The organism is Paenibacillus sp. GM2, assembly GCF_900069005.2.
GTDB lineage: Bacteria > Bacillota > Bacilli > Paenibacillales > Paenibacillaceae > Fontibacillus.
In genome coordinates this window covers 143,162-157,824 of the sequence record NZ_LN831278.1, presented here as the reverse complement: position 1 = coordinate 157,824, position 14,663 = coordinate 143,162, and the positions used below count along the sequence as shown (strand labels likewise).

Genomic DNA, 14,663 nt, shown 5'->3' with positions numbered 1-14,663 from the left:
TCTTCTACTTGCCGACTTGGCTATAGAAGAGAGCATCTTTTATGTTCAAAAGATTATTTTTTGGGGGCAGATGCCTTGATCGTCAGGGTTGTTGTGCTCTTATCCCATTTCACCTCAGCCCCGAGCAATGGGGATAGATCGCGGGCCATGATGTAGGAGACCCCTGAAAAGGTATAAAAATGGGTTACCATTTTGCCGTTTATCGTTGGCGCTTTTTGGGCGCTGTCATAACCTACATCAACTCCCAATAGCTTGCTGACAGACCGCAATGGAACGTAAACGGTGCCGTCAAACAGTCGTCCGGGCTCCGCGGTTTTGCCATTCACCTTTATCTGAACAGCAGTAGCTGCTGCGAAGCTTCTCTCATTCGGGATCCTTGTTATGATGACACGGATTACTTCTTCTTCAGTTAATTCGGGGGCGTTCGCCGGGTAGACCGCAACTTCATGTTTGCCAGTGACAGAACCTAAAGTGGCCGTGACCGAAGCTTTTCCTAAACCAACTGCCTGAATATTTCCCTGGGCCGGGGCCTTTATAACCTGTGGGTCTGTCGTTTCCCAAGATGTTAGCTCAGTCACATAAGCAGTGTCCCCATTATCGAAACCCGCCAGCGCATTTAATTCCATACCGTTATTTATGCTTAGCTTGAATGGATCCGAGGTGGGCGGAAGAGTCCCGCGAACAATTTCAATTTTTTGAGGAGCGCCTACAAGAAGATGCGCAGAGGTTGTGACATAGCCGTTAACGGGCTTTCCTGCGGCATCCTCCAGCATGGTTCCCTCAGATACGATATGGATTGAAGTATCCTGGGTCTTGACCTCTTTTTTGACCGTTAGGAAAAAGGAGGCAAACGCCTCATCGGTCGCCTGATGGATCGTTTTGTTATTTAGCGCTGATATGGACAGCACCACTTCTTGCCTACCATCGGCAGGATTGGAATCCTCTGGATACGGATTTTCGATACGATAATCGGTGGTCTCGAAGGTTTTGGAAGGAATGAAGAAGGTATCGTCTCTCCATATGTACTTCCCAAGATCCTCATCGAAGCGTATGTTACCCTCGGTCGTAAACACATTCTCATCATAGCTTAGGACAACTTTGGCGGAACGAAGCCCACCCAGATCAGAGGGGATATTCAAGATTTTGACGTTCACCAAGACGCTTTGTCCGGGAACCAAGGTCGTATAATTGGTTGCAACATCAACGGATACCTTCTTAGCGTCCGCTGCTGATACTATACCTGCCAAGCTGGCGGTCGACACGAGCAAAGCAAGCAGCGCCGCTGTTATTTTCCTTAAGAGATACATCTAATAAAACCCCCATCCTTAATAAACAGTTAAAATTTATATCGGCCGGATGGAGGAATCTTTAAATTTGTGAATAATTTCACTTAATAACTATAATATATTTCCTTATTTATAAATCTACTACTCTATGACGCTAATGAGAACCGCTTCAGCCACTTGCTGATAACCAAACCCTAACCGAAGGAGCTCTATCCCCAGTCTCTAGCAAGGAGGATATATCAGAACTTGTTACTTCTTCATACTTGCTGATCACGGTATTTTTATCGGAAGAGATATATCTAGTAAATATTTTAGTTGCATCATCTATTTGTATATGAATATACTCCTTGTCCGTTTCTTTCTCTGTTGTTCGCACAGATTTAGGATTCATATACATGGTGATCTGATTGGCTTCAGCAGCTTCCAAATCTCCAAACAAGCCTGCCTCTGCTTCATTCCATCCCGCCATGATCTCATTATTTTCATAAATATATTCGACCTTAGAATTCGTAAGAGACAACAGCTCAGGCTCTACCATTCTAATAACGACACCCCCAGAAAGCCCTGCAACCAAGAGGAAACCAACAAGAGACATCACGAATTGATTCTGGGAGGATGTTGATTTATGGAGCCATTTATATACACCTACACCTATAGCCCCGCCAGCACAATTCAATAGAATATCATCGATGTCGCTGCTCCCCAAAGCAAACACATACTGAATAACTTCGAACGCAAATGAGGTCAGCAGCAGGCAAAGAAATGAAAAACGCAGAGGCTTGCTCCGTGCAGCATAAGCTACGAAAATCCCCAAAGGAACAAAGATAGCAATATTCCCCCCTATATTGGCCAACGCCCTCCCCATGTCAATATTCTCGCTTGTCATAAATTCAATAATCGTATTAAAAGGAATGATATGAATGCTTCTTAATGCTGACATGATGCCTGAATGAAACAGTGCTGACAAAGGAATGGTCTTAAACAAAATAACTTTAATGGCCATAAAAGCATAGGCGATAAACATGGCGTAAAATAGGACAAGCCATAATCTGTTGGCACCGGCTTTTCCCGGGTTGTCCCCCCATCTTTTGTTCATCTCAGAATTCACGCTGCAGTCACCTTTCTTTAGATTCTTTTTTCGTGTCCAAACAAATGATTCAATTATATGGAAAACGTTTATCTTCAATAATTAGTTACATTTCTCTTATTTTCTTTTTTTTGTAATCCCTAAAGATCGTAATCATTCATTCCAAATGAGCACTACCCTTCTATAAATCTAGGAACTGGCAATAGGAGCGTCACTAGTAACAGGATATCAGAGATACTGTTACAATCCAGAATGAGTCGAACGTTGACCTTGCTGTTTATTATTTCCTACAACCTATGTATAATTGTTATAACAGTTGAATAGTATGATGAGGAGGGAAAATAATTGTCCAAGGTGATCGAAATGGAACGTAAAGTAACAAAGTTCGGAAATAGCCTCGGGATTACCATGACCGAAGCCTTGAAGCAAATCGGACTTGAACTCGGAGACGTAGTGCTTATCGACGTGAAGGAAGCCGATGGAGAGATCGTTATTCGCAAGGCCAATAAGGTTACTTTGCCAGCAGGAATAAGTACTGAATTTCTTGAAACGCTCTCCAATGTGATGGAAGAGTACGATGAAACATTGAAAGGCCTGAAGGATCGTTAACATGACCGTACGATACCTATCCGTCCAAGAGGTTATTGCCATTAATGTCGCAATGGTACAGAAATATAGTCCCAGGGAAGATGTCGGCGTTAAAGATGGAGGCATGTTAGAATCTGCGGTATTTCGGCCGCAATCCTCTGCTTTTGGCGAAGAGGCATACCCTTCTTTGTTTGAGAAAGCTGCCGCGCTGTTTCAATCCCTGGGACAGAATCATCCCTTTCAAAACGCTAACAAACGGACCGCGTTTACCGCTTTAGTAATCTTTTTACGGCTGAATGACTACTCCTTTGTCATGGACCAGAAAGCAGCCGAAGATTTTACCGTCAACATGGTAAACCATCATTATGAATTTCAAGAACTCGCACAAGTGATTCAACAGTATTCTAACAAAACCCAACAATGATGGACTGCACTTACTTCGAAATATCCAGAAAGCCTTCTCCAAACACATCCCGTACTTCGTGGATGGTAAGGAACGCAGCTTGATCGATGGATTTGACGATCTTCTTCAGCGTGGATACCTCTTGCTTGCTGATGACGATATAGAGGACTTCCTTCGGGTTCTTCGTATAATACCCATGGCCCGACAGCACGGTAACTCCGCGGTCCATCTCGGTAATGACCATCTCGGCGATGTCGTTCTGCTTCTCGGAAATGATCATAATCGCCTTCTTAGGGTTCAGCCCTTCGATAATGAAGTCCATCACCTTGGTGCCTACATACAAAGCAACGATGGTCAGCATCAGCTTTTCCGGACCGATAATGAAGTATGAGGAAAGGGCCACAATCAAATCGAAAAACAAGAGCGCATAGCTGATATTCCAGTCAAGATATTTATTAGCAATCCGGGCCAAAATGACGGTTCCCGCCGTCGTTCCCCCAACCCGTACAATCAGGCCAATTCCGGTTCCCACAAGCACACCCGCGAAAACCGCATTAATGGTTGGCTCATGCGAAGCGATCGTCCAGCCTTCCGTTAAATGCAGAAACAGCGAGTTAAAAGCGACCGCGAGAATCGTATACACCGTCGTCTGCCGATCCAGAAACTTGTAGCCAACAATCAGCAGCAAGCCATTGATCACGATGTTAACGATGGAAGGAGACCACTTGAACAAATAATACAGAATAATGGTGACCCCTGTAACGCCCCCCTCGCCGAACTCATTCGGGATGACAAACAGGTTGACGGCCAACGCAAATAAGAAGGCACCTACAATTATCGTAGCGATATCCGCAATTCTCTTTTTCATATCTACTCTGATCCTCCTGCAGCATTTCTAGCCTTACAACCAGATCATCGTATCTGACTTGCAACTAGGAAGTCAATATGGCTTTGACACTTTAATTCGCTATCTAATTCACTCAAAAAAGAACAGGCGAAGCAAGAGAGAACCCTCCTGGCCGCCCATTCTTCCCGGTGGATCTATGGCTTTTATGCCTGCAAAACATTACAACAAGCTCCCCCAACACCCTGTCGCCTTGTATTCTTTACCTCTTCCCCTCAACCTACTCATGAAAACAGCCCTCTCCGCCAAAAAGCAGAAGAAGGCTTATAGCGAGCATTCCGAAAAGTAACTGCCAATAAACTGAGTTTAATCTTCTCCCCTGGCAAACCTGTTCAATTTAGCCTCTCCTGCAAGGATAGCAGCATCAATGATATTTCCACGGCTAATCTTCCCTCTTCTGAAATACAGGCTGCGGAGAAAGTTTTTGCTATTTACGCGGGCGATCCTCGGACCACGGCTTTGCGGCACATCAGCGCAGTGTGTCAGCCCACCGATCCAGTCAGCGATCTCCTGCGGCGGGAGCAGGCTTTTGTCAATCATCGTATCCACGATTCTGGCCATCCGCTCGTCTTCTTCTTCGTTAAAAATCTGCATCCCGTTATGTAACTTCCCTTGGATTGCAGCAAGTACCTCATGCTGTAGCGCACCATCGCTCTCCGGACACTGCACCAGCTCATCCAAAGCATCCGCACCGTGTGCCGCGCTGTGGGCCCAACCTTCTTCCGGCAGGTAGCCGCGCAGATCCTTCTCCTCTCTATAGTAGCGGAGCACCGAATACTTAAGATGCTGAAATTCGGCTTGATCCAGAAAAGGCTGTTTTCTATGGCGTTCCGCAATCAATGCAATGGGCAGAATGGAGAATGCTCTCGTAAATACAGACGAATCATTCACACTGCCAATCTGATAGAATAAATGCTGCTCATCGGTCAGAACAGCCAGAAGACTGTGCAATTCCGTTGCCGTCAACATATTCTCGTCTTGAAACCATTCATAAAATGTCGTACAGATCAGATCATCCCGCAATTCCGGCTGAGGGTCCCCGATATATTGCAGCATCCAAGTTAAAAAATCCTGCAATTGCTCACCTTCACGAAGCTGGTAATGCTCCTTCCCGATTCTTTGCAGCTCCGTCATGAGTTTTAACCTTGTATTGTCCACAATTCCATCCCCTTTTAACATACTAACAATCTCCTCTACAACAATCTCCGGTTCATCATGATGAATATAGTGTCCGCTTCGTTCCGCGATTCTGATCTTGCTTATCGTTGACAGCCGACGAAAAAAAGGTTGAGGCAACCTGCGATATCCGGTCCTGTACCACATCCCATGACTCTGAGCTATCGCCTAACCCTGCGATAAATATTACGCTTGGTGTGCCTTTTAACGAATATTTGCTGAACAACTCGTGGTCATGACAAGTATGGAGGGCCTCAACGATACGTATGGGTGTTCCACTCCTTATACCGTGTATACCTCTACAATAAAACAAAACGACTGACATCATTATGTCAGCCATTGTATAGGTGCAATATTTTCTTTACATAGTCTCGTAATTCATCTCTTAAATAACGGGGCTCTAGGATCTCGCATTCCTGGCCAAAACTTAAAATATATTTGAGCAATCCTTCCTCATACGGAAAATGATCTACAACAATATATTGGCCTTCTTCCGTTTGTTGAATGTCCTCCTCTTGAAAATACTCGGTTAGCTGCTTGCCCATTCGCTTGGAAAATTTCAAAGTAACCCTAATACTGGACTTGCGGTAGCCTTCGTCAAAAATTTCCTCGATTTCTTCCCTCGTGATATCTCTCTGGGCAAAGCTGTCGCCCAGCTTCAGATTATTGATCCGTACCAGCTTGAACCTTCTGTAATCATCCCGATACCTGCAAAACCCCACCAAAAACCACTGGCCGGCGGTAAATGCAATTTGAATCGGCTCGACTATTCTTTCGGAATACTCCATTTGTCTGTTGCAATAATCAAATACCAGCAGCTTATTTTCTTCAATGGCCTGATTGATCAGAAACAGGTACTCCTTTAATTCATTTTCCATACTGAAATGGGACATGTTAATACTCAGCTTATCGGTATTTTTCTCTCGGTTATATGTATTCTCGATCTTTAGAACCATATCATTAAAATGTGCGTTGTTGCCAAACAGGAAATTCAGGTTATTCATGATCGCCATGAACGTCGAAGCCTCATCTTTTTTCAGAAAAAGATTGTCCACATTATAGTTCTCCATCATGTAATAACCTCCGCCTTTACCCCCTATAGATGCGATCGGAATACCCGCTTCGCCTAATTTTTCTATATCCCTGTATATGGTTCGTAATGAGACCTCAAAATGTTCCGCAAGCTCTTTGCCTGTCACCATCCCCTTTTTTGAAATAATGAGTAACATGGAGAGCAATCGATCTACTCGCATGGTTCACCGCCCTGAAATGATAAGCCAAGTATAGCATAATGACCTCATCCGCCCACTTCCCCAAGCAGATAGTCTTTTCCTCATTTCCTGAACATACTCATTAAAATTGGATAGTCAAAAATATTGTTATTTACTACCCTTTACAAGCTGAAATACCAAGGGTATGATAGACACGATTCAAATAAAAATTCCTTTGAAGCTGTCGGGAGAGCAAGCTCTTTCGTTGGCTTCTTTTTACGATATATGAATTGGAGGACATGTTGTTGGCTCTACTTAGTAAAATGCGAGGTTGGCTGGAGAAACGCTCACCTGCTCAGGTGATCACCGGCTATTATCTACTTGCCGTAACCATATCTGTTGGATTATTCAGCCTTCCGGGCGTATATCGACGCGGTACAGAGGTTAGCTTCTTTGATACGGTATTCACTGCGGTAAGCGTAGTCAGCGACACCGGGCTTGCCGTACTGAATGTGGCAAATACGTTTAGCGTATTTGGATATTTCATTATTATGTTAGTACTGCAATTTGGTGGTCTTGGGATTATGGCGATGAGCACCTTCTTCTGGATCCTCATCGGACGCAAGATTGGACTGCGCGAACGGCAGCTGATCATGATTGACAACAACCAGTTTCAATTATCAGGACTGGTTCAATTTATCAAGGAAATTTTAAAAATTATTTTGCTTACAGAGCTCATTGGAGCTGTTATTTTTGGACTTCATTTTCTTAATTATTTTCCGACCTGGCATGAGGCCTTCCTGCAAGGTTTATTCGCATCCGTCAGTGCTACGACAAACGCCGGGGTAGATATTACAGGGCAATCGCTGGTGCCTTTCGCCAATGATTATTTTGTACAAGTCGTTACCAGTATCTTGATCATATTTGGAGCCATCGGATTCCCTGTACTAATTGAGATCAAGACTTTTTTATCGAGAAGAAGGGACAAGCAGGCTCCGCCCTTTCGCTTCTCCCTATTTGCTAAATTAACGACATCGACGTATCTCATTCTTTTGGTCATTGGGACGATTCTTATTTTCTTGCTTGAGTTTCAGCATTATTTTAAGGGCATGTCCTGGCATGAGAGGTTCTTCTACTCGTTCTTCCAATCGACTTCAACCCGAAGCGCCGGATTAACGACGATGGATATCACTCAATTGTCAGAGCCTACCCTGCTTGTCATGAGTATCTACATGTTTATTGGCGGATCTCCAAACTCTGTAGGCGGAGGAATTCGAACCACTACCTTTGCAGTGTGCATCTTGTTTATGTATAACTACGTCAGAGGGAATCGTGAGATCAAAATATTCAATCGGGAGGTTCACCCGGATGATGTTATGAAATCACTAGCCATTATGCTGCTGGCCATTGTGATGTGCGGGGCTTCCGCCATTGTGATCAACATTACCGATCCGCAGCATCAGCTGATATCGATCATCTTGGAGGTATGCTCTGCCTTTGGTACGGTAGGCATGTCCACGGGCATCACGCCAGAGCTAAGCGTCTTTGCCAAATTTCTGCTGATGATGCTTATGTTCATTGGTAGAATCGGTCTGACATCGTTCATCTTCATTATTGGAGGCAAAAAGAAGAAACCAAAGATTAACTATCCTGTAGAAAGAGTAATCTCCGGATAAGATAGACAACAAACTTTCAGCCCTTTCGCCTCCGGTAGGAGGTCGGAAGGGCTTTATGGTATATCCCGCGCCACGCCACGCCAACACATTTCTCAACCACCACGGCTGATATTCGTTATTGTGAAGTTGCTTAGTCCCGCTTCTGATCCCGAAGCCGCAGCGTACTGAGGACCCAGGTTGGTTTAAAACTTGTATTTACTGTCTCAAGACCTGAACCGATCCCTATCAAGTAAAGTACTCCAGCTTGGCCTGCGGAAAAAACTTTCTCATGTAGGCGGAAAGATGGCTTTTGATATCTTCTTCCTCTTCTCTGGAATAAATGTATTTGCCGATTCCGTATCTTCCCCACTTGTATCTTCGCTTTTCCTCATCCAGCTCCAGCTTGGTCATCGGGTAATTCTTCTCAATCACCCGTTTGGCAGGCTTTGTGAACCGATGCTGTATAAATTCAAACGTAATATCATCCCGCACGTTGGCGGGCAGCTCGGCATCAAGGCGTTCGAACATGTGATAATAGCCCTCCTGCCAGCCCTCATGGAGGTAGATCGGGGCAACGATAAATCCGAGCGGATATCCTGCTCTGGCCACTTTTCCTGCCGCTTCAATTCTTAAATGCAATGGCGAAGTTCCAGGTTCAAAGTTCTTAATAACATAGTCGGCATTCACACTAAAGCGGAATCGGGTCCTGCCCTGGTGATTGGCATCCAGCAAATGATCGACATGATGGAATTTCGTAACAAACCGCAGTCTCCCGAGTTCAGATTTGCCGAAATGTTCTATGGCGTGTTTTAAGGTATGCGTCAGGTGGTCAATCCCTACAATATCGGAAGTGCAGGATGCTTCAAAGCGGGTGATGTCCGGAGCCCGTTCCGCCATATACTTGTCCGCCGCTTCCAAGATCTCCTCTACATTAACGTAAGTCCGAATATACGGCTTGCTGCCCATCGTCGTCTGCAAATAGCAATAATGGCAGTGCCCCATACATCCGGTAGCAAAAGGGATCGCATATTCTGCCGACGGCTTGGACGTATCGAACTTTAAGGTCTTGCGGATCCCCACGACCAGGGTCGACTTGGCTACCCGATATTTCTGGAAGTCATTATCCCCGGGGAGATTGCGTACCTGGTTATGAGAGGTAGTCTGGCGAATTTCAACATCCATCTGTTCGAACTTCTGCAGCAGCTTTTGTCCGAGCGGGTAATCCAGAGCATCCGGTTCAAAATAAACCAGCTTGGGCATAAAAGGGTTCATTCAAAGCTCTCCTCTTGACTAGAACCGAAATAATAGGCATAGGCCTGCTCCGCTTCGGCGGCTGTCGAATAGATCGCCATATCGCTGGATAACGGATAATACGTCTCATACAGAAATACAGCCAGCTCACCGGGCTGCTCCGGACTGTTGATCACTGCGGCTTGCTGAATATTGGCTACATCTTGCGTATGCGGGTTGCGGTAAAATACATAAACAACATCCCCTGCCTGATAAGTCCCTTGTGTTCCGGACATGCTCATCATTCCCTTCTTTTTCTAAATTAAGTGTCCATTCTTAGAATCTTCCCCATTCTAGCTGGTAATTATGTTTCCTTTTTCCATTGCATAATCCTGATTGATTCTCATAGCTGCGATGAATCGGCATTCCCTCGCTCATTTCCCCTTCACCCTCTTCATATAATGAGTTAAAAAGAGGCCCGGAGGTAACCAGCAAATGCGCGATGTGCAAAGTAACGTGAAGGGGGAACTAGAGCGGCTGACGATAGCGCTGATCGAGCAGCAGCGGGAAGATGGGTCCTGGCGTTATTGCTTTGAGAACGGGACGGCTATCGATGCTTATGTGGTCATTCCTTTCGAGTGCTGAATATCCCGAACGAGGCGCTGATTCGGCAGCTGCATGACCGGATTGTTGCTGCCCAGCAGCCCGATGGCTGCTGGAGGCTGTTCGCCGATGAAGAGGAAGGGAACCTGTCCGCTTCGGTTGAAGCCTATTATGCCCTGCTCTATTCCGGGTACAGTCAGGCAACTGATGAGCCGATCCAGCGGGCCAGACGATATATTTTATCCCAAGGCGGTCTTGGCAAAATCACCAATATTCTGACGAAGGCCATCCTCTCCATTACCGGACAACGCAAATGGCCAACATCCATCTCCTCGATTCCGCTTGAGATTATGCTATTCCCCCAATATTTTCCGATCAATATATATGATTTCTCGGGATACTCCAGGATTCACCTGATCCCGATGCTTATTATGGGCGACAAGCAGTTCTTGATCACTAACGCTCATACGCCGGATTTGTCAGATCTTTATGTGCGACCATGCGATGAGCAAGAACCGCTCCCCCGCGGATATCAGGAGTTGCAGAATAACATCAAGACAGGTCTCAGCTGGCTGATCGGCACTCCCCGCCATATCCATGAGATCGCGATAACCAAGGCAGAGAATTTCATACTGAAGCGAATTGAAGCCGATGGCACGCTCTACAGCTACGCGAGCTGTACCATTCTCATGATCTTCGCCCTGCTGGCCCTGGGGTATGAACAGCAGCATCCCAGGATCAAGGCTGCCATTCAGGGACTTACCGAGATTCAGTTCCGTTATGACGAGACAACGACGATACAGAACTCTCCTTCGACAGTATGGGATACGGCGCTGCTCGCCTACGCTCTACAGGAAGCGGGTATTCCCGCTGATCATCCGGCGATCCGGCGTGCCGCCGCTTATCTATTGCCCAGACAACAGCATAAGACCGCCGATTGGAGCGTCCACAATCCGGGAACGCAGCCCGGGGGCTGGGGTTTCTCGGAGAGCAACACGATCAATCCCGACGTGGATGATTCAACCGCGGCGCTAAGGGCGATTCTAGACTTCTCCAATACCGGTAGTCCTGCCTATCTGGAAGCGTGGAATCGCGGCCTGAACTGGGTACTGTCAATGCAAAATAAAGACGGTGGCTGGCCCGCGTTTGAGAAGGATACCAACAACGAAATGCTCACCTGGCTGGCTATCGACGGGGCCAAGTCGGCAGCCATTGACCCTTCAGAAGCGGACCTGACCGGTCGCACTCTGGAGTATCTTGGGAACTTCTCCGGACTGGACCTTCGGTACCCCTTTATCAAGCGGGGAGCCGATTGGCTAATCGGACACCAGGAGCAGGACGGTTCCTGGTACGGAAGATGGGGCGTCTGTTATATCTACGGAACCTGGGCATCGTTAACCGGGTTAGCGGCTGTGGGCCTCCCCGGTAGCCATAAGACTGTACAACAAGGAGTAAGTTGGCTCCTGGATATTCAGAACGCGGATGGCGGATGGGGAGAATCCTGCCGCAGCGATCGGCTGCAGCGTTATGTGCCTTTAGGGGAAAGCACACCTTCTCAAACCGCGTGGGCATTGGACGCGCTAATCGCTGTTCAGGCGCAGCCAACCGCAGCGATCGATCGAGGAATACAGAGGCTGATCACCTTAATGCACGAAGAGGACTGGAAGAGCACTTACCCGACAGGGGCCGGCCTTCCCGGTCACTTTTATTCCCATTATCATAGTTATCGTTACATCTGGCCGCTTCTTACGCTAAGCCATTACAAACAGAAATATGGAATTAATTGATATTAAGCCACAGCCTTGCAGACCTCTGATTAGATGACCGTTATATTCGCAACAAAGAAACCTCCGCCCAATGGCGGAGGTTCTTATGTGGACTAACCTAATGCTGCCTAATATTCGTCTGCTCCAATATCTATGTTTCCGCCTTTCACGCGATCGCTTCCTTTGAAGTCCTTGTCTCCCACGATCGGGCCCAAATTTTCTCCGCCATTTATCGCCGGGGAAGAGGCGCTGAGCGTATAGTTTCCAGTGTTCGGGTCAACGAGCAGTGGATCGGCAAATACGGAGTGGCTATCCAGGGATGTGCCCGATTTATAAGCGGCAAAGCCTGTGTAGCTGACATTTTTCCACTGCCATTCGGCCGTGTTGGCCCCGCTCGTTACATAATACAGGTTATAATCCACCTGGTTGCCGGTATTTTGGGTAAATGGATTCGAGATCATCAGCTTGGAGCTGCTTGCTACAAAAATATTATTCTTGATAACATTATTCTTCGTATCATATTGCAGCAGCATTTGACCGCCATCCAGGTCCTTCGTATCGTTCTTGTATAAAGTGTTGCCGGTGATTGTACAATTCACGGTAGAGCCGCGCTTCTTATCATAACCCCCCATAGCGATGCCCGTATAATTATTGTTCGCCACGATATTGTTCCTCACGACGATATTGCTGGTGGACTTCCCGCTATGCTCGCTGGCAATCTCAATGCCAATATCATTGTTATAGCTCATATTGCGTTCGATAATCGTGTCCTTGCCGCCGTCGACATAGATGCCGTCCGCCCCGTAGGAATCGTTGGGCATCGGCTTGCCGTAAGACGGATTGTTAATCGAAGTAATATTGTACACCCGATTCTCTCTGATGATGCCATTGCGCGCCTGGTCGTAAGCAGAGTTAGGCGACGTACCCTCGAAGCCGATCACATCAATTCCGATATTGTCATTGTCGTGGACGACGTTTCCTTCGATCAAGAAGCCATCCACATTGCCGTTGACGACCATCGACTCGCTGGAGCCGAGGATGAGATTGCTTAATGTATTGCCAACAATCGAAATGTTGCTAAGCGACTGGGGCGCCTTCGTGCCATATACCGCAATCCCGTGCGCATCGCGTCCGGACAGATCACTGCGCAGGGTCGCGTTATTTTCGATCGCATGGATATAGTTGTTGCGAATCGTAATGTTGCTGCCGGCCCCGGTAATCAGAATCCCTGACGGGACTTTATCCTTGGTAGTGGTTTTATAATTGCGAATTTCAAAATCTTCAAGAACGATATGACTGGCATCGGTTATTTCAATCAAGCCTTCTGAATCCGCTACAGATAGTCCTGTTCCGTCCAGAATAGCGGTTTGCGGGGCATAACTCTTGAACGTAATCGGCCCCTCCGCTGCCGACCCGGAATGCGTAATCTTCAGCTTCTGCTGATACACGCCGTCCATGACATATACGGTATCGCCCGCGCCCGCACTGTCAGCCGCATGCTGCAAGGTTTTCCAAGCCTTACTGGTGCTTGTGCCTGAGTTGCTGTCACTGCCGGTCGGCGATACATAGTAGTTCGCACCCGCAGCATAGGTTGTTGCTCCCCCCAAGCCAATACCTCCCAGCACCATACTTGCCGTAAGCATCAATACTGTCCCACACATTCTCAGCTTTCTCCAAGCCGTCTTGCGAGCTGCTGTTGTTAACATTCGTATCCTCTCCTTCGTTTTAAAATACAAACTCCGCTTGCTTCATCTCTGCATTAAACGCTCAGCACCCGCAACAGTAGGCAGACTACCCGTTCCTCCAATCGCCTGAACCGACAATGCGCCGCAGGCACAGGCGAAGCGCAGCAGTTCCTCCGCCCGAAGCCCTGTTCCATAACCGTAGATCAGCCCTGCATTGAAGCAGTCCCCGGCCCCTGTCGTATCCTTGACATCTACAGTATAGGCCGGCACCTTGATCAAAGGTTGATGCCGCTTGAACAGGGCTGCACCCCGCGAGCCGCATTTCACAGCCACCGTCCCGGTTAACGCCTCAGACGGCAGCGCTGCCCAGACGTCGTCCAGCGCCTCAGCCCGGTACAGATGCATCAGCTCCTCCTCGCTCGGAATAAACAGATCCGTTACAGGAAGGAGACGGTTAATCCCTTCATGCCGCCATTCGTCCGATACGTCCCAACCTGTATCAAAGGAAGTCGTCTTCCCCGAGCGTTGAACCTTGGCAAACAAGGAGGCCCATTCCTCCCTCATCCGCGCCTGCAAGAAGTAAGAGCCAAAATGAACATGATCCGCTTCCTCCAGCAGCGCTTCAGGGATATGCTCCGGGGCAAGAAGCGAAATGGTCCCCGGATAGGTGAGCAGGCTGCGGTCGCCTCCTGCCGAGAACGACAAGGTAATCCCTGTCTGCAGCCTGGCATCAACGGTTACAAATCGGGTCGACACCCCCATTCTCCGCAGCTCTGCGAGACAAAACCGGCCGTAATCATCGTCGCCGACCAGACTGACGAATTCCACCTCTGCCCCAAGCGAGGCCAGAGCACAGGCCGTAATCGCCGAGGAGGAGCCCAGCACCAGTTCCATGCCGTCAAGCAGCTTCTCCCGATTCATCTCCGGCATGATATCCGAACCCGTCAAGATCATATCCACATTCAATTCACCCAATACAGCTACTTTCATCGCTTCATTCCACTCCTTGAATGTATTGCTCTCTGAGCTGTTTGCTTCTATCCGTCCTCTATCGTGCGGTCTGCGCCCC

The 14,663-nt window shown here is 47.4% G+C and carries 12 protein-coding genes and 1 pseudogene; 4 read left to right on the top strand and 9 right to left on the bottom strand.

Annotated elements, in window-relative coordinates; translation table 11 throughout:
- Positions 1–53 precede the first annotated feature (53 nt).
- The gene (locus BN1360_RS07550; protein WP_068779272.1) at positions 54–1,307 is read right to left on the bottom strand and encodes a copper amine oxidase N-terminal domain-containing protein; all 1,254 of its coding nucleotides are present in this window, start codon (positions 1,305–1,307) and stop codon (positions 54–56) included.
- Between the two features lie 148 nt (positions 1,308–1,455).
- The gene (locus tag BN1360_RS07545) at positions 1,456–2,394 is read right to left on the bottom strand and encodes a VanZ family protein (RefSeq protein ID WP_068779271.1); all 939 of its coding nucleotides are present in this window, start codon (positions 2,392–2,394) and stop codon (positions 1,456–1,458) included.
- A gap of 324 nt (positions 2,395–2,718) precedes the next feature.
- On the opposite strand from BN1360_RS07545, the gene BN1360_RS07540 reads away from it, so the two are divergent.
- Both BN1360_RS07540 and BN1360_RS07535 read left to right on the top strand, forming a co-directional pair.
- Positions 2,719–2,982 carry an AbrB/MazE/SpoVT family DNA-binding domain-containing protein gene (locus BN1360_RS07540; protein WP_068779270.1) on the top strand — a complete coding sequence of 88 codons (264 nt, stop codon included), beginning with the start codon at positions 2,719–2,721 and terminating at the stop codon, positions 2,980–2,982.
- Between the two features lies 1 nt (position 2,983).
- Positions 2,984–3,385 carry a type II toxin-antitoxin system death-on-curing family toxin gene (locus BN1360_RS07535; RefSeq protein ID WP_068779269.1) on the top strand — a complete coding sequence of 134 codons (402 nt, stop codon included), beginning with the start codon at positions 2,984–2,986 and terminating at the stop codon, positions 3,383–3,385.
- A 10-nt stretch (positions 3,386–3,395) separates the two neighbouring features.
- Here the strand turns inward: BN1360_RS07535 and BN1360_RS07530 are convergent, their stop codons facing one another.
- The 3 genes from BN1360_RS07530 to BN1360_RS07515 form a co-directional block, all read right to left on the bottom strand.
- Complete coding sequence (locus BN1360_RS07530; RefSeq protein WP_068779268.1) at positions 3,396–4,232, bottom strand: YitT family protein; 837 nt, start codon at positions 4,230–4,232, stop codon at positions 3,396–3,398.
- A 342-nt stretch (positions 4,233–4,574) separates the two neighbouring features.
- A complete protein-coding gene (locus tag BN1360_RS07525) occupies positions 4,575–5,426 on the bottom strand; it encodes a DUF2785 domain-containing protein (RefSeq protein WP_068779469.1) in 852 nt (283 codons plus the stop codon).
- 350 nt (positions 5,427–5,776) lie between these two features.
- A complete protein-coding gene (locus BN1360_RS07515; RefSeq protein ID WP_068779267.1) occupies positions 5,777–6,697 on the bottom strand; it encodes a helix-turn-helix transcriptional regulator in 921 nt (306 codons plus the stop codon).
- A 281-nt stretch (positions 6,698–6,978) separates the two neighbouring features.
- Between BN1360_RS07515 and BN1360_RS07510 the strand changes: the two genes are divergently transcribed.
- The gene (locus tag BN1360_RS07510; RefSeq protein WP_068779266.1) at positions 6,979–8,331 is read left to right on the top strand and encodes a TrkH family potassium uptake protein; all 1,353 of its coding nucleotides are present in this window, start codon (positions 6,979–6,981) and stop codon (positions 8,329–8,331) included.
- A gap of 225 nt (positions 8,332–8,556) precedes the next feature.
- Here BN1360_RS07510 and splB read toward each other — a convergent pair whose 3' ends face one another.
- Together splB and BN1360_RS07500 are read right to left on the bottom strand one after the other, a co-directional pair.
- Positions 8,557–9,582 (bottom strand): spore photoproduct lyase, encoded by a 1,026-nt coding sequence (splB, locus tag BN1360_RS07505; protein WP_068779265.1) that lies wholly within the window; start codon positions 9,580–9,582, stop codon positions 8,557–8,559.
- Positions 9,579–9,842, bottom strand: coding sequence for a transcriptional regulator SplA domain-containing protein (locus BN1360_RS07500; RefSeq protein WP_068779264.1), 264 nt, complete (start codon positions 9,840–9,842; stop codon positions 9,579–9,581). Before BN1360_RS07500 ends, splB begins: the two co-directional genes overlap by 4 nt.
- A gap of 193 nt (positions 9,843–10,035) precedes the next feature.
- On the opposite strand from BN1360_RS07500, the pseudogene shc reads away from it, so the two are divergent.
- Positions 10,036–11,930, top strand: a pseudogene (shc, locus tag BN1360_RS07495) (squalene--hopene cyclase).
- Positions 11,931–12,037: 107 nt separating this feature from the next.
- Here shc and BN1360_RS07490 read toward each other — a convergent pair.
- Both BN1360_RS07490 and BN1360_RS07485 read right to left on the bottom strand, forming a co-directional pair.
- The gene (locus BN1360_RS07490; RefSeq protein ID WP_420707886.1) at positions 12,038–13,615 is read right to left on the bottom strand and encodes a choice-of-anchor Q domain-containing protein; all 1,578 of its coding nucleotides are present in this window, start codon (positions 13,613–13,615) and stop codon (positions 12,038–12,040) included.
- 42 nt (positions 13,616–13,657) lie between these two features.
- Positions 13,658–14,584 carry a carbohydrate kinase family protein gene (locus tag BN1360_RS07485; protein ID WP_068779263.1) on the bottom strand — a complete coding sequence of 309 codons (927 nt, stop codon included), beginning with the start codon at positions 14,582–14,584 and terminating at the stop codon, positions 13,658–13,660.
- Positions 14,585–14,663: the final 79 nt, after the last annotated feature.